Raw genomic sequence first — 20348 nt, forward strand, 5'->3', positions numbered from 1 at the left:
GAGTGTGACTTTAGACCGGCTCTATTGTCGAATTTAGGTAACAGTTTAAAGGGATTAAACTGCTACTAACGTTCGACCATGGAGGTCCATTTGACAGTCAAAACGAAGCGTCGCAAAGTTGTTCTTGATACCAATGTAATTCTATTTGATGCCTTTGCTCTTTTGAAGTTCGGTGATGCTGATATTCACATCCCTTTTGCTGTCATTGAAGAAGTCGATAAATTTAAACGTGACCAAGGTGAAAATGGTCGAAATGCTCGTCAGTTCAGTCGCTTTGTGGATGTTCTTAGAAATAAAGGAAGTCTTGCTCAGGGTGTGCAAATTGATAATCACGAAACGTTTGTCTACATCACGACTGATATGGGAATTTCGGGGTTAGGCACTGAGCTAGATCAAGCCAAAGCCGACAATCGTATCCTCAGCACAGCCTTAGCTTTACAAAAACAACATCCACGTTCGAAAGTGGAGTTGATTTCAAAAGACATCAACTTGCGTATCAAAGCCGATGTTTATGGTATTTATGCAACTGACTACGATAACTCAGATGTAAATCAAGAAGACCTATACGAAGGATATCAAGAGTTCGACGTAGCCCCTTCAAAAATTGATCAGTTCTACCAAGATAAAAAAGTGACGATCGATGCGAAACTGTATGGCAATCAATATGTCATTTTGAAAGATTCATCTAATCCAAATCACTCAGCGATTGGCCGCTACTCACTTAAAGAAAAAGCAATCATTCCCTTGATCAATCCTCCGGATAGCATTTGGGGCATTACGGCACGTAACGTAGAGCAAAGCTTCGCGTTAGATGCATTGATGAATGACGAGTGCATGATGGTCTCTTTGGTGGGAAAAGCCGGTACGGGTAAAACACTTTTAGCGATCGCAGCTGGCCTATTTAAAACTTTGGATGAAGGTCGCTACCAAAGATTACTGGTTTCGCGTCCAATCTTTCCTATGGGACGTGACATTGGTTACCTACCAGGTGACATCGAGCAAAAATTGAATCCATGGATGCAACCTATTTTCGATAACGTGGAATTTTTGATGGGTGCTGATAAAAAAGCAGCAGGTCGTACACAAGAGTTAATCAATCAAGGCATGCTGAATATTGAACCACTGACATATATCCGTGGACGAAGTATCCCGAAACAGTATTTGATTGTGGACGAAGCGCAAAACTTGACCCCGCACGAAATCAAAACGATTATCACTCGCGCAGGTAGTGGAACAAAGATCGTGTTAACAGGTGACGTATACCAGATTGATAATCCGTACGTCGATTCTGCGAACTCGGGTCTTACCCATGCTGTCGAGAGATTTAAAGGACAAGAAATTGCAGCTCACGTTACCTTAACTAAAGGTGAAAGATCTGCATTAGCTGAATTAGCTGCTAATATTTTATAATTTAAGGGGATTGAGTTGGAGTCAGAAATTTGTGTAGGTTTTAAAGCGCAAGAAACCGTAAAAATCACGGATAAGATGGTTCGGCAGTTTGCCGAACTGTCTGGTGACTTTAATCCAATTCACCTTGATGACGAGTATGCACAGAGCACTCGTTTCAAAAGACGTATTGCTCACGGCATGATTTTGGGTGCTTTAGTCTCTCGTCTTTTAACCGAGAAAATTGGAACAGGTGGAATCTATTTGGCGCAATCGCTAAAGTTTTCGAATCCTGTTTTTATTGATGATGATATTACCTTTGAATTTGAAGTGATCAAGTTACATAAATCTCGTGGATTCGGCGTTGTGGAAACAAATGCAAAGAACAAACAAGGTGAGTTTGTTCTTAAAGGTGAAGCGACAATTATGATGAGCTGGGGAGTCAAATAAGGCATGTCCAAGCCTGATTCTGCTTTGCTTAAGAAGTATCAAGACTCATTAAGTAATGCAGAAATGGGTTATTGGGAGCTATCCCTGGCTGAAGAAGTTTTGAAGTGGGATGATGGCTTTAAAAAGCTATTCGATCTTAAAGGTGATGATTACACAGGCCCTTTAAAGAGCTTTTTAGATAAAGTTCATCCTGAAGATCAAGATGGCTTAAAAAAATATGTAAATTCAGTTATAGAAGGAAAAAAAGATAACAGACATCTTTTTCGAATAGTCCTTCCTAAAAATAAGATTAAGCATATTCGCACCTGTGTATACACTAACAGTAAACTACGCAGTAAAGAGCTTTTGATTGGACTCAGTTGGGATGTGACTTCAGAGATCATACTTCAAGAAGAGTTAAGTAAGGCGCAAAAGTTTACTGAAAATATTTTGAATTCAGTTCCCGATCCGATCTTTGTAAAAAATGAAAAGCACCAGTGGGTGTATACGAATACTGAATTCGAGAGGCTCTTAGGTAAGAAGCGTGAAGAACTCATCGGTAAAGATGACATGGCTTTTTTTAAAAAAGAGTTTGTCGAAATCTACTGGGCCCGCGATCAAGAGGTGCTTTTAAGCAATAAGCCTAACGAAAATGAAGAAAAGATCATTGATGCTTGGGGAAGAACTCGCGACATTCTAACAAAAAAGACACCTCTAAATATTGGTGAGAATGAAAAAGTATTAGTCGGCGTTATTCGTGACATCACAGATATGAAGCGAATTCAGGATTCACTTGTTGAGCAGTCTAAAATGGCGTCACTGGGTGAAATGGCCGCTGAAATTGCGCATGAAGTGAATAATCCCCTGATGATCATTCAAGGGAAAGCGCAACTTTTACAAGAGAAAATCAGCAATCCCAATAGTGACATCAATGCTTTTCGTAAAGATTTAGAACTCATTGTTCAGAACTGTGTTCGTATTGATAAAATTATTAAATCGTTAAAATCCATTTCTCGCAAAGCGGATTTAGATCCTCCTGAAAACGTCAGCGTCTTGGGTTTAATTGACGAAGCATTTGAAATTTCTAAAGAGAGATTCAGAAAAAAACGTCTGAACTTATTTGTCGTCACGGATGAAAAAATTGATTACACCTACCGAACGCGAGTTCGCCCTTCTGAGGTTGTACAGGTTCTAGTGAATCTTTTAAATAACTCTTACGATGCGGTTTCTCACCAAACCAGTGGTTGGGCACGCATTAATCTGAGTATTGTAAAAGAAAAATATCGTGTAGAAGTGGTCGACTCAGGCCCTGAAATAGAGCCAGAGATCATCAATAAAATGATGGAACCTTTTTTTACAACTAAATCGACAGGAAAGGGAACTGGCTTGGGACTCAGTGTATCTAAGCAGATTATTCAAAAGTACAAAGGTGATTTTTACTTTGATAAAAAGAATCCGAATACGTGCTTCGTCTTCACCTTACCCAAAATTTAAGAGTTTTTTAGACAAGGTCTTCGATATTTTTTTTGAGTTTATTGGCAAACTCGCTGCGATCTATTTTTTTATCAAGAAGTGTTTCAAGACAGATCATGGTGTTCGATGTAAATCCACAGGGGTTCATTCCTTGGAAAGCTTCAGGATCATATTCTAGATTGATAGCGGCGCCATGAAAGCAGATCCACTTTTTGACAGCAATTCCCAACGAGGCGATTTTTTGCCGTCCGATCCAGACTCCAGTTTCGTCTGTTTCACTTTGTTGTCCGGCTAGCTTTTGTGGGGTCTTGCCAATGGCATTTACACCATATTCAGCTAAGGTGACGACAATAGCTTTTTCTAAAGCGCGCAAATATCCACGAATCTCTTGTGCGCCTCTGTCGTGTCGAGGCTTTTTTAAGTTCAGTATAGGATAGACCACTAATTGAGAGGGACCATGATAGGTGGCACGTCCACCGCGCGAAACCTCAACAATCGGACCCTTCCACGAGAATATATCCTCGGGTTGAGTCTGACGTCCAGTGGTCACAACATGGGGGTGGGAACAAAAAACTAAAAAGCCAGAATGATCATCGTTCTGGCTTAGGATATCAACGAGTTCAAGCTGTTTATCAAGAGCCGATTGATAGTCAATCAGCCCCCAATCTTGAAACTCTGGCTTATGCATGCGCCGATTTACCAGATTTCGCTAATGGTTTTTGAATAATATGAATGGCATGTCCTAAAGTCGCTTCGGCTGCTTCCATCATCGTTTCGCCCAATGTGGGATGAGGATGGATACTTAAAGCCAAGTCTTCTAGACGGGCACCCATTTCGATAGCCAATACAGCTTCTGAAATCAGATTAGAAGCTTCAGGCCCTACGATGTGCACACCCAACAAAACATGCGTCTTTTTGTCGGCGATCATTTTGACGAAACCATCTGTTTCGCTCATGCTGACGGCGCGTCCATTAGCTGCAAATGGAAACTTAGAAATCAATAGATCGTTGTAGCCTTTAGCGCGGCACTCTGCTTCCGTCATACCTGCTGCTGCGATTTCCGGATCAGTGAAGACCACTGCGGGAACTGTTTTCGCATCGTAAACACGATTAGCGCCTGATAGAATCTCAGCCACCATCACGCCTTCGTGTGACGCTTTGTGAGCTAACATGGGTTGGCCACAGATGTCACCGATAGCAAAGATATTAGAAACATTCGTGCGTCTTTGAGCATCGACCTTGATAAAGCCGCGTTCATCCACTGCAATACCGGCAGCTTTCAGGTTAGCTTGGTCTCCGTTTGGACGGCGGCCCACAGTCACTAAAATTTTATCAGCTTTAAAGACTTCATCTTTTCCGTTGATCTCAGCGGTCACTTCGAAACCATCTTTAACTTTTTTCTGACCTTTAGCTTTAGCGCCATACTTAATGATGATTCCCGCTTTTTCAGCTTTACGAGTCACCACTTGAGCACACTCAGGGTCAACAACACCGGCTAACAAAGATGAATTGGCTTCGATCACAGTGACTTCTGTCCCTAATTTTCTAAGGTATGATGAGATTTCTAAGCCGATATATCCACCACCAATAACCACAACGCGCTTTGGAATTTCATCAAATGCCAAAGCACCTGTTGATGAGCAGATATTCTTTTCATCAAATGGGAATCCTGGAATTTCAATAGGGCGTGAGCCTGTTGCGACGATAAAATATTTCGCTGCGATAGTGTCTGTTCCTGTTGAAGACTTAACAGTCAATTCTTTTGAATTTTTGAATTCAGCATTGCCTTTAATAATCGTGACTGAGTTGCCTTTTAAAAGTTGGTTAACTCCACCAGACATTTTATCGCAGACAGACTGTTTCCAGTTTACCAATGTCTTCATGTCGACATCGATGCCACCTTTGATATTCAAACCCATGGTTTTAAAATCGTGCTGTGCTTTATGTAGTAAGTGTGTAGCTGTGATCATAGCTTTAGATGGGATGCAGCCCACATTTAAGCAGACTCCACCCAAAGCTTCTCGCTCGATAATAGCTGTTTTAAATCCTAACTGTGCCGAGCGAATAGCGGCTACGTAACCACCGGGACCTGATCCGATAACAACAACATCAAAGTTTTGCATTACGACATCCCCATCATCAAAACGCCAGGGTTTTGAATTTTGCTGAAAAATGATTTTAAGAAGTTAGCTGCAACTGCACCATCGATAAGACGGTGATCGGCAGTCACTGTGTAGTTCATTGATTTGATGAATCCGATTGAACCATCTTTTTTCAACACAGGCTTATCTTGGATTTTGTACATACCTAAGATCGCCACTTCTGGGTGATTGATGATCGGAGTTGCGTATGTTCCACCAACAGAACCGATGTTTGTGATCGTGATAGTTGCACCTTTCATCTCATCTGGTTTTAGTTTTCCATCGCGTGCACGCTTAGACAGATCAATGATTTCTTTTGAAATTTCTAAGATCGTTTTTTGATCTGCATTTTTAATTACAGGTACTAAAAGTCCATTTGGTGTGTCTGCTGCGAACCCGATGTTGAAGTACTTCTTGTAAACGATCTGTGAAGCTGCGTCGTCGATAGAAGCGTTGAATTGTGGGAACTCACGTAAAGTCGCTACTAAGGCCTTCATCACGATTGGTAAGTAAGTGATCTTAGTTCCATTTTTATCGGCGAAATCTTTCAGAGATTCACGCAAAGCAAATAACTGAGTTACGTCAGCCTCATCCATAATAGTGAAATGAGGAATGATGGCTTTTGCCATCTGTAGATTTTGCGCGATTTTTTTACGGATACCCGCAAGTTCAACACGCTCTTCAGCTTGAGCTTGTGTCGAGTTGTAAGCTGGTTTTGGGAAGTTCATTGAAGGAGCACCTGCCGATACAGCGCCTGATCCAGTGCTGGCAACTGCGGATGAACCACCTTTGCTAGCCAATACATCGTCACGGGTAACACGACCAGCTAAGCCAGAACCATTTAGGCCATTGATATCCACGCCCATTTCGCGCGCTAAGCGGCGAGTCGCTGGAGTCGCTAACACTTTAGAGTCCGCTACAGGAGGGTAGATAGCTGCACCTGTTGTAGACGCTGCCGCCATAGATGCTGGAGCCAAAGATGAATGGGACGTTGAGTGAGAAGATGAAGCCGTAGCAGGTGCCGCAGCTTTTTCAGCCGTTTTAGCTGGAGCGCTGGCTGTCGCAGCAGCACCCGATAAAGTTAGAATCACAGATTCAACTTTGATGATGTCACCTTTTTTGAATTTCAATTCTTTCACAACACCCGCAACCGGAGATGGAACTTCCACTGTTGCTTTGTCTGTCATGATCTCAGCAACTGTTTGATCTGGTTTAACAGTGTCGCCAACATTCACAGTCCATTTAACCAATTCACCTTCTGTTACGCCTTCACCTAACTCAGGTAATTTAACGTCAGTGCTCGCACCAGTAGAAGCTGCCGCAGATGCCGCTGGGGCCGCGCTTGGAGCCGTTTGTTTGGCAGCTTCTGCCGCTGGAGCCGCTTTTGTCGCGCCAGCCGCTGAATCTAGAGTTAAAATCACAGATTCAACTTTGATGATATCGCCTTTTTTAAATTTCAATTCTTTCACAACACCCGCAACCGGAGATGGAACTTCCACTGTTGCTTTGTCTGTCATGATCTCAGCAACTGTTTGATCTGGTTTAACAGTGTCGCCAACATTCACAGTCCATTTAACCAATTCACCTTCTGTTACGCCTTCGCCTAATTCCGGTAGTCTTACATCAGTTGCCATTTGTTACACTCATTTCTGCAGTCATCTGAGCTTGGGACTGCTCTTGTTGTCGTTTCTTTTCAATTATACCCTTCATAAAGAATTCTCCAGCACGATAGGAGCTTCTGACAAGTGGTCCTGATGCCACATATAAAAAGCCCATACTCTCTGCCAGCTTTTGCCACTCAGCGAATTTTTCGGGAGTAACATATTCCATCACTTTTAGATGTTTGACTGTGGGCTGTAGATACTGCCCAAAAGTAACAACGTCACATCCAATAGCGCGTAGATCTTTTAGGGATTGGATGACCTCTTCATCTTTTTCCCCAAGTCCTAACATAATGGAAGTTTTGGTGTAGATAGTCGGATCAAATTCTTTTACAGATTCCAATACACGCAGCGATTGACGATAGCCTGCGCGTGGATCACGTACAGAGCGAGTCAGTCTTTCGACTGTTTCAATGTTGTGAGCAAAGACATCTGGTTTTGCACCAGCAAGGTGATGAACTAATTTTTCGTCACCACGGAAATCTGGAGTTAGAATTTCTACGATTAAATTAGGATCCAGTTTTTTGATAGTTTTTACTGTGCGGGCGAAATGGTCGGAACCTTGATCGGGCATATCGTCGCGATCCACTGAGGTGATCACAACGTAATGCAATTTCATTTGTGAAATCGAGTAAGCCACTTTTTCTGGTTCGAAAGGATCAACCGGAGGAAGACCTAATTTCGCATTACCTGTTTTGACATTACAGAAACGGCAACCGCGAGTGCAGACTTCACCCATCAACATGAATGTGGCTGTACCACCAGACCAACATTCGCCCATATTCGGGCAGCGAGCTTCTTGGCAAACAGTGGCCAGCTTCAGGTCGCCTAACATGTTTTTGATACGGACATAGTTTTCGCCGCTAGGAGCCCGTACTTTTAACCAATCGGGCTTCGGCTGATGCGGCTTTTGTGGAGGCTTTGAATCATTTGTTGAGTCGCTAGACATTGCACCCTCTTTAAGCATTTTTAGTCCATCTTTTAGAGTGACTGTTCTAGCTTGGTCGCTACTACTTTTCAAGATGAAATAGGTAAAATTGATCGGACGATTCGGTGTGCGAATTTAGGGTGTGAACTAAATCGTTTTAAGAGCGGTTTGAGCTTTGCTTTTTGGATTTGTACAGGAGTTTGACGATGAAATTGAAAGTGTTACAGCTTGTATTTTTAGGGTTAGTTTTTGGGACAGTGGGAGCAAGGGCTTTTCCTGTGGATTCAACGCAAGGCAAAGCGGATTTTTCACAGGTGGTGAAGCAGCTTTCTGATGCCTGTGGTGAGTCGAATTGTCAGCCTCCATTTAGTCGGCGAATTGTTTATCGATATGGTGAAGGCAGTAAGCTTAAGCCCGAACTGCAACAGCGGCTCGAGCAGTTAGCTTTTGATCAAGCTCAGGTCTGGGCTGATACGATTTTAGAAGGTGATTACGAAGCGCAAGGACCCACGCAGTTAGATCAAGTGGCGATTTTTTACGAGGCAGGAAAAGAAGTTGGATATTTAATCACCTATTCTGAGCGAGCGTGGGATGTAAGTGATTGTGTGTATGATGGTATCAGTCAAGATCAGCTTCAAAACTGTTTGCAGGGGCGTATTGTCGAATCCAGTTATGTTTCAAAAACGTTACAGGACGTTATTGTGGACGAAAAAAATATGTCCACATTCTATCCGGACATTTTGTGAGGTTCTCTGAAAATTTATGGTCATAATGTCAAAAATGTTTTAGTTTAGGGGCTATGTCACAAAGAAAAAATCAATCGTTAATGCACGAACCGCTACGCCTCAGTTTAACTGCGCCTATCCAAAATGCGTTGGAAAAAATGGGACTACCCCAAGTTTCGACATCGGCTATTTACAATGCATTAGTGGAACCACCGAATGCGGACATGGGGCATTTGGCTTTGGGGTGTTTTATCTTTGCGAAAGAGCTGAAAAAATCTCCGGCGGTTGTTGCGACGGATTTGAAACAACAACTCGGAACAGTCAACGGAGTGAGCTCGGTTGAGGCCGCAGGTCCCTATTTGAATATCAAATTTGATGCCTCAATCTTATCGCAACACACAGTGCGTGCCGCTTTGGGCGGAGAATTCTTTGCGCGCAAACTTGTGGAAGATTCCGTGAAAATCATGATTGAGTACTCGCAGCCCAATACGCATAAAGAGTTGCATGTGGGGCATATGCGGAATCTCTGTTTAGGGGATTCATTGGTACGTCTGTCTCGTCGTAGTTTTGGCGAGCAGCAAGTGATCAGTTCTACTTTTCCCGGAGATGTGGGCACACATGTGGCTAAGTGCCTATGGTATATCAAAAATTACATTTCATCTGAAGAGTTTGAGCAACGTCGTCAAGATTCCCATCGCGGTGAGTGGTTGGGACGCATGTACTCCACAGCCAATTTAAAATTAGAAGATGAAGCTAATGATCCTGTTCTCTTTGAAAAAAACAAGGCTCAGTTAACCGCGATTTTAAAACAACTAGAAGCTCATCAAGGTGAGTACTTCGATTTATGGAAAGAAACTCGTGAGTGGTCGATTGAGCTGATGAATAAGGTTTATGATTGGGCCAATGTAAAATTTGATCGTTGGTATTGGGAATCCGAAGTTGATGCGGACTCTGTGAAAACAGTAAAACGCTATTTAGCTGAAGGAAAGTTGCAAGAATCCCAAGGCGCTATTGGGTTAGATTTTTCAGAACAGAATTTAGGTTTTTGTATGCTACTAAAATCCGATGGAACCGGATTGTACGCAACAAAGGATGTTGAGCTAGCTCGCCGTAAATTTGAAGATTTTAAAATTGATAGATCCATTTATGTTGTGGACATGAGGCAAGCTCTGCATTTCAAACAAGTCTTTAAAGCTTTAGAAGTGCTGGGTTTCGAACAGGCAAAAGACTGTTATCATCTTCAGTACAATTTTGTGGAGTTACCGGATGGCGCGATGAGTTCTAGAAAAGGGAATATCGTACCACTAACGGACTTAGTTGAAAAAATGAAAGCCCACGTTAAGCAAGAGTACTTAAATCGCTATGTAAATGAATGGCCAAGTGACGAGATCGAAACGGTGGCAGATGTCGTGGCTCAAGGGGCTATTAAGTACGGGATGCTTCGTCAGGATACGAATAAAAAAATCGTGTTTGAAATGGGCGAATGGCTAAAGTTAGATGGGGAGTCGGGACCCTTTATTCAGTATTCGTATGCGCGAATCAATTCGTTAATTAAAAAACAGACACAAAATTCTTTGGGTGCTCTAACGTCAGGAAGTGCGAAAGATATGGCCTTTGATGGTCGTTTGCTTGTGCATGCTTCAGAAACAAAGCTGATGCAGCATTTGATGAACTTCAACGGAGTGGTGTTATCGGCGGCTGAAAATTACAAACCGGCTTTGCTCTGCACGTATTTGTACGAAACGGCTAAGAAATTTAATATTTTCTACCATGACTGCCCTGTATTAAAAGCTGAAACACCAGAGCTGATTCAGTCCCGCATTGCTTTAACGGCAGCTACGGGACTTGTATTGAAGCAGGGATTAAGTCTTCTTGGAATTCCTGTTCCAGAACGTATGTAATACTAATTTGCAGTAGAGGATGAACTTGGTGGACGAGGTCCACCACCTCTTGGCGCTTCGATGCCTTTAGATTTCAAACATTCACGTAATTGATCGTGCTGTTCCCTTGAAGGACGTGCTCCACCTTCACCTGGTGATGGTAGACCTAACTCCTCAGCACATTCTTCAAAGGCTGCCTTTGTGGCTGAGTCCATTTGGGGAGGGGCTCCTTGAGGTCCGCCTTGGCGACGTGGACCATTTTGACTTTGGGCCCAAGTAAGAGCTGCTGTGAAACTAATAAGTAATACAAGAACAGTTTTTTTCATAAGTTCTCCTTCTGTAGTCATAGAATGCCGCCACATCTATGAGAGATTGTGGAAAGTCATAAATTTTTATGATCTATTCTGAAACAGTAGGGGACAAAGGTAGGGGCCTCTTTCCATCTTGCATCCACAATTAAGGTTCATACTTAACAAAACAGCGGCCATGCGTGCACTATATAAACAGAAGCCTAGAGGTTTTTAGGGGTTTTGATGCAGATTCATATTGTGGAAGATGATCCGGTACTCGCACGAGGACTGCAGGTGAATTTAGAACTAGAGGGTCACCAAGTTGTCGTCAGTCATAATATCAAAAGTGCCATCGAGGTGATGAATACACGTGGTGCGGACTTTGTCATTCTGGATCTAGGATTGCCCGATGGATCTGGTTTTGATTTTTTGAAAAATATTCGCGAAGTGAATAACCAAACACCTGTTATTATTTTAACAGCACAAACAGACGAAGATTCGGTGATTAAAGGTCTACAACTCGGGGCGAATGATTATATGAAAAAGCCCTACAGTTTTCGTGAGTTACTGGCGCGTATGCATGTGATTTTGCGCAAGCCAATAGGGGCGCAAAATACAGTTTCATTTGATCAACTCTCTTTAAATAAAGATGCACGTATGGCTAAGTTTGGTGAATACACAATCGAATTGAATCGACGGGAATTTGATATTCTAGCTTATTTTGTTCAAAGAGCCGAAATGATTGTGACTCGTGAAGCTCTGGTATTGAATCTAGATAAAGACAGCGAAATTTTTGACCGCACTATTGATTCCCATATCAGTCATTTACGTAAAAAATTTCGCAAGGTGGGCGTCAATAGTATTAGAATTGCTTCGGTCTATGGACTTGGTTATCGCTTAGAGAAAGTCAGTGATCGCTCTGGCGAAAGAAATTCGGTGACTTAGATATGAGAAATAGAATTTTAAAAAAATATTTCTTATTAGCGGCAATCACGCTTATTCTTTTTATTTTTTTAGGATTAATCTCTAGTTCTTATCTGAATGAAATGCTCAGAACACGGCGTGAAGCTTATCCTCCGATTTTTGTCGCCAAGTTAATTGATCTTTTGGGAGGTGCTGACAAAATCAAAGGCATTCAGCTTTTAGAGGAAGCCCAATCCAATGGCCCTAGGCCGCGTGTAGTTTTATATAATGAAAAAGGCGAAGTGATCTATCGCTCGGTAGCACCACCACCGCCTCCACATCCATCTTCCCGAGGTGAGTTGCCCCCGCCTCGTCCACCTGATTTGGTGCAAGAGGAAGTGAATCTCAGTTTATCTTCTGATTTTTTAGCGCAATTCCAAAATGACTATGATTTTTTTTCGCGCGAGCCAGTGGATATCGGCCCAGCTCCGAAGCCAGATAGCCCTTTAAGATTTTTGCGATTTTGGGGAGGCGGCCCTCCGCCGATGCGTCCTCCATCTGCGGATGTCGTGATTCGACTTAGTGGAAAGCCAATCTATTACATCGGATTTGTTGGTGGGCCACCACCTATGCGTCCGCCAGATGGTATGGAAAGATATTTACCGATTTTAGGACCTGCAATTTTATTGCTGTCATTGCTTTTGGGAGTGGGTGTAACAATCAGTCTTATTTATGCCTCTGTCCGCAAAAAAGTTTCTGAGGCTGACAAGGTTATTTCCGAGATTCAGAATGGAAATTTAAAAGCTCGTTTTGAAGTGCATCGTAAAGATGAGTTCGGCGAGGCTATGTTGCGCTTTAATAAAATGGCCGACGAAATTGAAGCCTTAGTGGAACATCTGAAGTTTGTAGAAACTGCGCGAAATCGTATTTTGCAAGAGCTAGCGCATGATTTAAGAACCCCAGTCGCTTCACTCAAAAATTTAATAGAAACACTTGAATCGCAAAATGAGCGATTAGAACCTGCTGTAAAAAAAGAATTATTACAACTGTCTTTGCGAGAAGTGGATTACTTCGGGCAATTAGTTGAAGATCTGTTGTTGCTAGCTCGTGTAGATGAACCTAAATATCGCCATGAAAATATTCAAATTCCTATTTGCGATATCATGGATGAGGTCTTAGCTGACTGTTTATCGCGTCCAGAATATAAGCAAAAGCAAATTGAAGTTGTTAGAAACTATGCGGCGATTGATGCCGTTGTTTCGGGTAGTTGGAATTTATTGTATCGCATGTTCAGGAATGCGTTTGAAAATGCACTTTCATTTGCTCAATCAAAAATCACAATTGATGTGGCCTATGAGTCTGGGGTGGGATTAGTGATTCACATCCAAGATGATGGGCAGGGTTTAACGGACGAGCAATTGGTTAGTTTTGGTGAGCGTAAGTTGAGCCGTCAGATTACTTCTAGCGAAAAAGGGAAACGGCTTTCCGTTGGATTAGGGTCTGTGATTATTAAAAAAATATGTGAAATTCATCGCGGCCGAGTCAGTATCAAAAATATGCGAGATCCTTCAGGAAGGGTTGTCGGAGCCATTTTGACTATCGTATTTGAAAGCGATAGTATCGGCTCTTATGAAGTTTAAAGACGAATTGCTTGAAGGTGTCCTTTTACAGCGTTACAAAAGATTTTTTGCGGATGTCGAATACCAAGGCCAGTTATACACAATTCATGTTCCTAATACAGGTAGCTTGAAGGGTGTGATTGAAAAGGGCCAACGCCAGCCTTGTTGGTTTAGTTTACACGGAGATGAAAGTAAAAAGCTCAAAGGTACACTGGAAGCCGTGCAAGTCCCAAGTGGAGTATGGGTAGGGCTCAATACCTCTTCACCTAATAAGATTGTACAGGAGTCTATTCAGTCGGCGCGCCTTAAAGGTGGCGGCCATCTGCCTCACTGGAGCGACTATCAGTTTTATAAATCTGAATATAAAATATCCAAAGAAACGCGTTTAGATGGTGTGTTCTGTATGCAAGAAACAGATTTGCAGGACGAGAACATACCCAAACATTTTATTGAAATTAAGAATACGACATTGCTTGAAAAAGTAGATGGAAAAAATATGGCCATGTTTCCTGACGCCGTGACAGAACGGGGACAGAAACATTTAAAAGAACTGATGGCTCTTATTGAAAAAGGGCACAAGGCTGAATTGATTTTCACGATTCAAAGATCTGATGTCGAGGCGTTTACTACGGCTGATCACATAGATCCTGTCTATGGTCGACTATTTCGTGAAGCCATACAAAAAGGTTTAATAGTCACGCCACTGATTGTGGAAATAACACGACGTGAAGTCCGCCTAACAGACAAAGTCCTACCAGTCGTGGTGGGATAATAAATGATTTAAAAGTTTTTTGAAAAAGTCTTGGAATAAAGTGATCCAAATAAAAAAGCCGCCCTCTAGGCGGCTTTTTTGTGGAAATTTGTAAAGCTAGTTATTACTTAGCTAATTATTTAGCTAAATGACGATCGATGATCGCTTTGAATTCAGGGAATGGGTAAGCACCTTTTAATGAAACACCATTGATGATGAAACCAGGAGTTCCACTGATGTTAAATTTACGAGCTTCTTCCATATCAGCTGCGATTCTTTGAGCGATTTTTTCGTCTTTTAAATCAGCTGCTAACTTCTTCATATCAACACCTAATTTTTTAGCTGTGTTATCGAAGAATTTATCCTCTTTCATTCTGTCTTGACCTTCAAATACAGCATCATGGAATTTTTCAGCTTTTTCATGACTTTGTTTTGCAATAGCTTCGAAGTATTGAGCTGCTGGCATTGCAAGTGGGTGGAAGTCTAAAGGTAAGTGTTTGAAAATGATGCGGACTTGATCGCCGTAAGCTTTTCTAACTTCGTGGATTGTTTGGTAACCACGTGCACAGTATGGGCATTGGAAGTCAGAGTATTCTACGATAGTGATTGGAGCATTCTTAGGACCGAAAACCACACGGCCATCTTCGATTTCAGGTTTCAATGGGTTGTTGAACTCTTCATCACGAGCTTTTTGCTCATCTTGTTGTGCTCTTTCACCAGCTGTGCGTTGCGCTTCTTGAGCTGCGCGATTTACGACTTCGATGAATTGTGCAGGGTCTTTTTCAATGGCAGCAAAAACAATAGAAGGATCTTTTTCAATAGCTTCTTTTAATTGTTTTGCCGAAGGGGCGCATGAAGCTAATGTCAAAGCTGCGGCGACAAATGTAAGTGTTGATAAAATGCGTGTTGTTTTCAAGAAATCCTCCGTTGGGTTTGTTGCTTAAATTAACCACAATAGTCTGTCACAAGCCGCTTTAAACGAGAATCTTTTTTTAATTATGACTAGGGGCTAAAAAAGACCCGTCCGAGGTCCAGCTTGAAGAAAGCCCTCAACGCAGCTTGAAAAATTAGTTAGGATGGCCACATGAACAAGCTATTTAAAATCTTGGTAGGTTTATTTATTGGGCTAGGTGTTGGATCAGGTGTAATGACAATGACTTCTTGTGCCAGTGCTCCGCAGGTCAATACGCCATCTGCGATGACGTATAACTATGCACGTTTAAAGCTGCTGGACCTAGATCAGATGTCGGACCTTATTCAAAAGCGTGTGCAGGGATATAAACGCACAGATAATGAAGAGCTGATGCAAGAGGCTCTTGAACTCTGTCTATCGCGCCCAGATGAAGACAGTATGGTTGAAAAGCTGATTGATTCTGTTCGTTTCAACGCGTCTTCAGAGGCGGCATGGGAGCAATGGGTAGAGGCTGCGGTGGAAAAGAGCATTGCCCAGTTAAAAAATGAAACAACACCTGCGGTAGATCAGGTTACCTATCTGATTTTACTTGAAAATTTAATAGCACAATTTCGCCCAGAGTTTTTAAAGCAGTGGGAGGCTCCGCAGTTTGAAAGTGAAGTGATCGAAAAGATTGCGGCGGCGGAACTGGTTGTTTCCGATGCGGCCGTGAGTGAGCGTCGCTTGAACTTAATGGAAACTCAGCGCTCGCCTTCACGTGTGGCGCAGGACCTAATCAAAGAACGTGAGCAAGCTAATACTCCTCCATCTCGTCGTTAAATGCAGTTAAATCTCTGAGTTACGTCCTATGGTGAAGCCAGACTCGACCTAATTCTGGTTTCACAAAATTTCATCAGTTTGTCTCAATCTGACTCAAGTTTTTTTAGAAATCCTCCGAAGAGTTTATTAACAGAAGCCATGATGGCGCTTAATAAACCAGGAGGTACAACATGTTTATTCAAGGTGATTTACAAGCAGTTTTCGATGCTCTTTATCGCGTAGGTGCGATTGATCCAGTATTGGGAATGGATTGGGAAAAAATCAACACGGATATGGTGTCCTCTCCTCAATTAGTTAATCGCGTGTGTGCTTCTATCAATGCCTGTGACGGGAATCCAGATTTACTTTTACAGACATTGCAATCATTAGAACCAAGATTATTGAATTTTGTCGCGTTGGAGGTGGCTCGTGAATTCTGTGAATTTCAAGACCGTAAAGAGCTTCATTAAAATTTTTGTTAGAAGTTTTCTGTTCACTTTTTGCTTTTTTGTACAAGTAAAAGTGAATGCGCAGGAAGTTGGGACTCGCTCTACTGATGCGGTGTCACCTCAACAAAAAAATGCAGAACTTGTCAGTGCGATTCGTAAAGCCGTGCGCCCTGTAGAGCCAAGCAAAGAGATCGTTATTTTACATACGGAAAGTGGTTTTGTACCAGCTACTGTTCGTGTGCAAAAAGGCGTAGCTTATAAAATTCACGTGGTGAATTTGAATATGAAAGAAAAAAATGTGAGTTTTTTAATGGACTCATTTACTCAGTCGCATAACACCGTTTATGGCGAGCAAAAAAGTTTTAATATCGAGCCACAAGTAGAAGGGGTGTACTCTTATCAGTGCCCAGAAACTGGTGTGCAAGGAAAGTTAGTTGTCGTGCAAAGCACACCTGCAAGTCGCAGAGTGGCTTCATTCGAAGACTAAGTAAGACGTTTTAACGAAACGTAGAGGAAGTATGTCAGACGGACAATCAAACTTTAAAGAAGTTATCGCACGGGCTCTAGGGCCCGTTTCCGAGTATCTGGAAGATCCAGGTGTTTCGGAGGTTTTGATTAATGGTCCGAATCAAATCTTTGTAGAGCGCAAAGGTAAGTTAGAATTAACTCCAGCTAAATTTCCAGACGAAGACAATTTGCAGGCAGCGATCAACAGTATTGCTCAGTCAGTAGGTCGTCGGATCAATGCAGACGAGCCTCGTTTAGATGCACGTCTACCGATTATCGAAGGGTCTTCAGCGAGTGGGTCTCGTATCGCTGCCGTATTACCGCCGATTTCGCGCCAAGGCACTGTGATCAGTATTCGTAAGTTCACAGCAAGTAAAATTACTCCGGCTGAATATATTAAATACGGTACGATCACTCCAGATGCATGGATGTTTATTGATCTGTGTATGTTTCTAGGTAAAAACATTATCGTCAGCGGTGGTACCGGATCTGGTAAAACGACGTTGCTGAGTTTGATGTGTTCCCGTATTCCAAAAGGTCAACGTGTTTTGATTATCGAAGACTCGTCTGAGTTACAAGTCGAGTACGAACATGTAGTGCGTTTTGAAACTCGCCAAGCCGATACCTTAGGCAAAGGCGAAGTGACTATTCGTGACTTACTTAAATCTGCATTGCGTTTGCGTCCAGATCGTATTGTCGTCGGAGAGGTTCGTTCCAGTGAAGCTTTGGAATTGATCAATGCGATGAACACGGGGCATAAGGGCAGTATGGGAACGGTGCATGCGAATTCACCGGAGGATGCGATCGTTCGTCTAGAGGCCTTAGCGGCTGGGGGCGATGCGAAAATCAGTGAAAAAGCTCTGGTGTCGCAGGTGGCATCAGCGATCGAGATTATTGTGCAAATTTCCCGCTATGCAGATGGCTCTAGAAAGATTGGCTCTATTTCAGAGGTGCGTGGTATTGGACCAGATGGCAAGTACATCGTTGTGCCTATATTTGAAATCACTAAGTTGGTCAGACGCCCGGATGGTAAGCTCGAAGGTGGTATCGAGCCCACTGGAAATGTGCCTTCTTTTTACCAAGAAATACTGGATAACAAGATCAATTATCCATTAACGAAGTTCCAAAAAGTCAAAGCTGCTTAAATAGGCAGCCCTTAAACAATTCAAAACTTACTGGCACATATTCGCTTGCATGGCCTCAGGCGGACGCAGTAAGTTGGATGCGTGCATTTTAGCTGTAAAATAACCCACGCCATTCTAAGCCATTTAGAGTCGGAAAAAGTCGATTTATCGGCTTATTTTTCTGAAAGCGAAATCCCGTGGGAGTTACTGCGTGATACCTCGTATTGGATGCGCGCACCAGATATGGAAGCATTCTTAGAGCGTCTTTCCATTGATCAAGAAACTTTGATACGTGCTGGACATCGCACACCCAAAAATCGTGTTTGGGGTGTACTCGATAGTGTTTTACGAATGATGCCACAGCCGCAGGAAATTTTTCAGCAACCAGAAAAATTTCTGAGCTATTTTATTTCTCCGGAACCGCCTATTGAAAATCTGCAAAGAATTGAAAACGGGCTGTCATTTGATATTCCTCTTCCGGCGGAACAATATCCATTGGTGACGATATACTTGAAGGCAGCATTTGAATCTCTACCACTTTATGTGGGACAGACGGCCGCTCAATGCGAATGGAAAGATATTCACTTTAAGATCGTGTGGTCGTCTTCACAGCAAAGTATTTTAAGTGAAGATTCTGATCGCAATATCTCGCCACAGCTGATGCAAGATGTGATTCGTCAGTTGCAGCAAAGCAGTCGTGAACTAGAAGTTAAAAATCGTGAGTTACAACGACGTAACGAAGAGTTGCTACGTATGTCTCAGGATAAACAGAGCGCTACCACCACTAAAAGAGAAGTGGTGCAACAGGATTTTTCTGAATTTGATTTTATGAAAAAACCAGTTCATCAAGTGGCGCAAAATCTATCCCGCCTGCACGATTACATGGTGCGGGCACATCAATTGGTGACAATCTTATCTGCGGGACAAAAACAAACGCCAGCAGGGATCAAAGAAGCACTTCATCGTGTGGATTGGGAAATTGTAAAAAATCAATATCCACAACTGATTCTAGAAAGTCTTGAAACATTAAAAAAATTAAATAAACCAGAAGGTCCTTCTGATAAATAATCAGAACGACGAAGGAGAATGTCATGTCTGAAATTATCAGCGTCTTAGGTAGAGAAATTCTTGATAGCCGTGGAAATCCGACAATCGAAGTAGAAGTCAAAACTTCAGCGGGTAATATGGGAAGAGCAGCGGTTCCATCAGGAGCTAGCACCGGAGCACACGAGGCTTACGAACTACGTGACGGAGATAAAAAAAGATATTTAGGCAAAGGTGTTTTCAAAGCGGTTGATCATGTTCGTGAAAAGATTGCTCCTGAAATCGTAGGTCTTAATGTCTATGAGCAAGTTTATATTGATAAAATTTTACGTGATATCGATGGAACTGAAAATAAATCTAATTTAGGTGCTAATGCCATTTTAGGTGTTTCTTTGGCCTGCGCTCATGCAGCGGCTAAAGATGCGGGTTTACCACTTTATCGCTATGTGGGGGGCTCTCAAGCTTGTCGTCTTCCTGTGCCGTTGATGAATGTTCTGAATGGTGGTGCGCACGCGAATAATGGTTTAGATATTCAAGAGTTTATGATTGTGCCGACAGTGAATAATTCTTTCGCTGAGTCGTTACGTGCGGGTTCTGAAATTTTCCATACGTTGAAAAAGATTTTAAATAAAAAAGGTCTTTCAACGGCAGTAGGGGATGAAGGTGGATTTGCGCCGACATTGAAATCAAATGAAGAGGCATTAGAGCTTTTGATGCAAGCGATTTTGGAAGCTGGCTATGAAGCTGGTCAAAATGTTTTCTTAGCATTGGATGTGGCTTCAACAGAATTGTTCAAAGGTGGGAAATACACATGGGAGCAAAATCAAATCACAGGGCTTGAGCTTCAAGGCATTTATCAAAAATGGGCCGAGAAGTATCCGCTTGTCAGTATTGAAGATGGTTTTGCCGAAGACGATTGGGATTCTTGGATTTCTGCGACTTCAAACTTAGGATCACATCTGCAGTTAGTGGGTGATGATTTATTTGTGACGAATCCAAAACGTCTTCGCCAAGGTCTCGAGAAAAAAGCGGCTAACGCGCTACTCGTGAAAGTAAATCAAATCGGTACTTTGACAGAAACATTTGAGGCTGTGAATTTGGCTCAACGCAACAAAATGAAGACAGTCATGTCACACCGAAGTGGTGAAACAGAAGATGTGACGATCGCAGATTTAGCGGTGGCTCTGAACTGTCATCAAATTAAAACGGGTAGTCTTTGTCGTGGTGAACGCACAGCTAAATACAACCAACTTCTTCGCATCGAAGAAGACTTGGGCGGAATGGGTGTTTACTGGGATAAAGCCGGCTTTAGATAAGCTATCTTATT

General features: G+C 42.4%; 20 protein-coding genes. 14 read left to right on the forward strand and 6 right to left on the reverse strand.

All coding sequences use genetic code 11. The annotated features are described in order from the left end of the window. Positions 1–78 precede the first annotated feature (78 nt). From A11Q_RS03470 to A11Q_RS13370, 3 genes are read left to right on the forward strand one after another with little or no spacing between them, the layout of a single operon-like run. Entirely contained in the window at positions 79–1410 is a 1332-nt protein-coding gene (locus A11Q_RS03470) for a PhoH family protein (protein ID WP_041575058.1), read from the forward strand. Between the two features lie 15 nt (positions 1411–1425). Next, positions 1426–1836: a MaoC family dehydratase gene (locus A11Q_RS03475; RefSeq protein WP_015469403.1), complete on the forward strand. Its 411-nt coding sequence runs from the start codon at positions 1426–1428 to the stop codon at positions 1834–1836. Between the two features lie 3 nt (positions 1837–1839). Further along, on the forward strand, positions 1840–3309 hold the full coding sequence (locus A11Q_RS13370) for a two-component system sensor histidine kinase NtrB (protein WP_015469404.1): 1470 nt from the start codon (positions 1840–1842) through the stop codon (positions 3307–3309). Positions 3310–3316: 7 nt separating this feature from the next. Here the strand turns inward: A11Q_RS13370 and lipB are convergent, their stop codons facing one another. Genes lipB through lipA form a run of 4 tightly spaced genes read right to left on the reverse strand, consistent with a single transcriptional unit; the run spans position 3317 to position 8114 of the window. Then, the gene (gene lipB / locus A11Q_RS03485) at positions 3317–3976 is read right to left on the reverse strand and encodes a lipoyl(octanoyl) transferase LipB (RefSeq protein ID WP_015469405.1); all 660 of its coding nucleotides are present in this window, start codon (positions 3974–3976) and stop codon (positions 3317–3319) included. Next, positions 3969–5411, reverse strand: coding sequence for a dihydrolipoyl dehydrogenase (lpdA, locus tag A11Q_RS03490; protein WP_015469406.1), 1443 nt, complete (start codon positions 5409–5411; stop codon positions 3969–3971). Before lpdA ends, lipB begins: the two co-directional genes overlap by 8 nt. Then, on the reverse strand, positions 5411–7063 hold the full coding sequence (locus A11Q_RS03495; RefSeq protein ID WP_015469407.1) for a 2-oxo acid dehydrogenase subunit E2: 1653 nt from the start codon (positions 7061–7063) through the stop codon (positions 5411–5413). Before A11Q_RS03495 ends, lpdA begins: the two co-directional genes overlap by 1 nt. Continuing rightward, complete coding sequence (lipA, locus tag A11Q_RS03500) at positions 7053–8114, reverse strand: lipoyl synthase (RefSeq protein ID WP_420806412.1); 1062 nt, start codon at positions 8112–8114, stop codon at positions 7053–7055. The genes A11Q_RS03495 and lipA overlap by 11 nt, the downstream gene beginning before the upstream one ends. A 110-nt stretch (positions 8115–8224) precedes the next feature. Here lipA and A11Q_RS13375 point away from each other — a divergent pair, with 110 nt between their 5' ends. Both A11Q_RS13375 and argS read left to right on the forward strand, forming a co-directional pair. Further along, a complete protein-coding gene (locus A11Q_RS13375) occupies positions 8225–8764 on the forward strand; it encodes a hypothetical protein (RefSeq protein ID WP_015469409.1) in 540 nt (179 codons plus the stop codon). Positions 8765–8817: 53 nt separating this feature from the next. After that, complete coding sequence (gene argS / locus A11Q_RS03510; protein ID WP_015469410.1) at positions 8818–10644, forward strand: arginine--tRNA ligase; 1827 nt, start codon at positions 8818–8820, stop codon at positions 10642–10644. A gap of 2 nt (positions 10645–10646) precedes the next feature. On the opposite strand, the gene A11Q_RS03515 is transcribed toward argS, so the two are convergent. Then, positions 10647–10949: a hypothetical protein gene (locus A11Q_RS03515; protein ID WP_015469411.1), complete on the reverse strand. Its 303-nt coding sequence runs from the start codon at positions 10947–10949 to the stop codon at positions 10647–10649. Between the two features lie 207 nt (positions 10950–11156). On the opposite strand from A11Q_RS03515, the gene A11Q_RS03520 reads away from it, so the two are divergent. From A11Q_RS03520 to sfsA, 3 genes are read left to right on the forward strand one after another with little or no spacing between them, the layout of a single operon-like run. Further along, the gene (locus A11Q_RS03520) at positions 11157–11858 is read left to right on the forward strand and encodes a response regulator transcription factor (protein WP_015469412.1); all 702 of its coding nucleotides are present in this window, start codon (positions 11157–11159) and stop codon (positions 11856–11858) included. 2 nt (positions 11859–11860) lie between these two features. Then, the gene (locus A11Q_RS03525; RefSeq protein ID WP_015469413.1) at positions 11861–13456 is read left to right on the forward strand and encodes a HAMP domain-containing sensor histidine kinase; all 1596 of its coding nucleotides are present in this window, start codon (positions 11861–11863) and stop codon (positions 13454–13456) included. Next, positions 13446–14207, forward strand: coding sequence for a DNA/RNA nuclease SfsA (gene sfsA / locus A11Q_RS03530; RefSeq protein WP_015469414.1), 762 nt, complete (start codon positions 13446–13448; stop codon positions 14205–14207). The genes A11Q_RS03525 and sfsA overlap by 11 nt, the downstream gene beginning before the upstream one ends. A 115-nt stretch (positions 14208–14322) precedes the next feature. Here sfsA and A11Q_RS03535 read toward each other — a convergent pair whose 3' ends face one another. Beyond that, positions 14323–15102 (reverse strand): DsbA family protein, encoded by a 780-nt coding sequence (locus A11Q_RS03535; RefSeq protein ID WP_015469415.1) that lies wholly within the window; start codon positions 15100–15102, stop codon positions 14323–14325. Positions 15103–15270: 168 nt separating this feature from the next. Between A11Q_RS03535 and A11Q_RS03540 the strand changes: the two genes are divergently transcribed. The 6 genes from A11Q_RS03540 (at position 15271) to eno (ending at position 20337) form a co-directional block, all read left to right on the forward strand. Further along, a complete protein-coding gene (locus A11Q_RS03540; protein WP_015469416.1) occupies positions 15271–15918 on the forward strand; it encodes a hypothetical protein in 648 nt (215 codons plus the stop codon). Between the two features lie 170 nt (positions 15919–16088). Continuing rightward, positions 16089–16367, forward strand: a complete 279-nt coding sequence (locus tag A11Q_RS03545; RefSeq protein WP_015469417.1) for a hypothetical protein — start codon at positions 16089–16091, stop codon at positions 16365–16367. Between the two features lie 52 nt (positions 16368–16419). Continuing rightward, a complete protein-coding gene (locus tag A11Q_RS03550) occupies positions 16420–16833 on the forward strand; it encodes a cupredoxin domain-containing protein (protein ID WP_235044641.1) in 414 nt (137 codons plus the stop codon). Between the two features lie 31 nt (positions 16834–16864). Further along, entirely contained in the window at positions 16865–17998 is a 1134-nt protein-coding gene (locus A11Q_RS03555; RefSeq protein ID WP_015469419.1) for a TadA family conjugal transfer-associated ATPase, read from the forward strand. 81 nt (positions 17999–18079) lie between these two features. Beyond that, positions 18080–19045, forward strand: coding sequence for a hypothetical protein (locus A11Q_RS03560; protein WP_015469420.1), 966 nt, complete (start codon positions 18080–18082; stop codon positions 19043–19045). 23 nt (positions 19046–19068) lie between these two features. Next, complete coding sequence (eno, locus tag A11Q_RS03565; protein WP_015469421.1) at positions 19069–20337, forward strand: phosphopyruvate hydratase; 1269 nt, start codon at positions 19069–19071, stop codon at positions 20335–20337. Positions 20338–20348: the final 11 nt, after the last annotated feature.

This window comes from Pseudobdellovibrio exovorus JSS (assembly GCF_000348725.1).
Lineage (GTDB): Bacteria > Bdellovibrionota > Bdellovibrionia > Bdellovibrionales > Bdellovibrionaceae > Pseudobdellovibrio > Pseudobdellovibrio exovorus.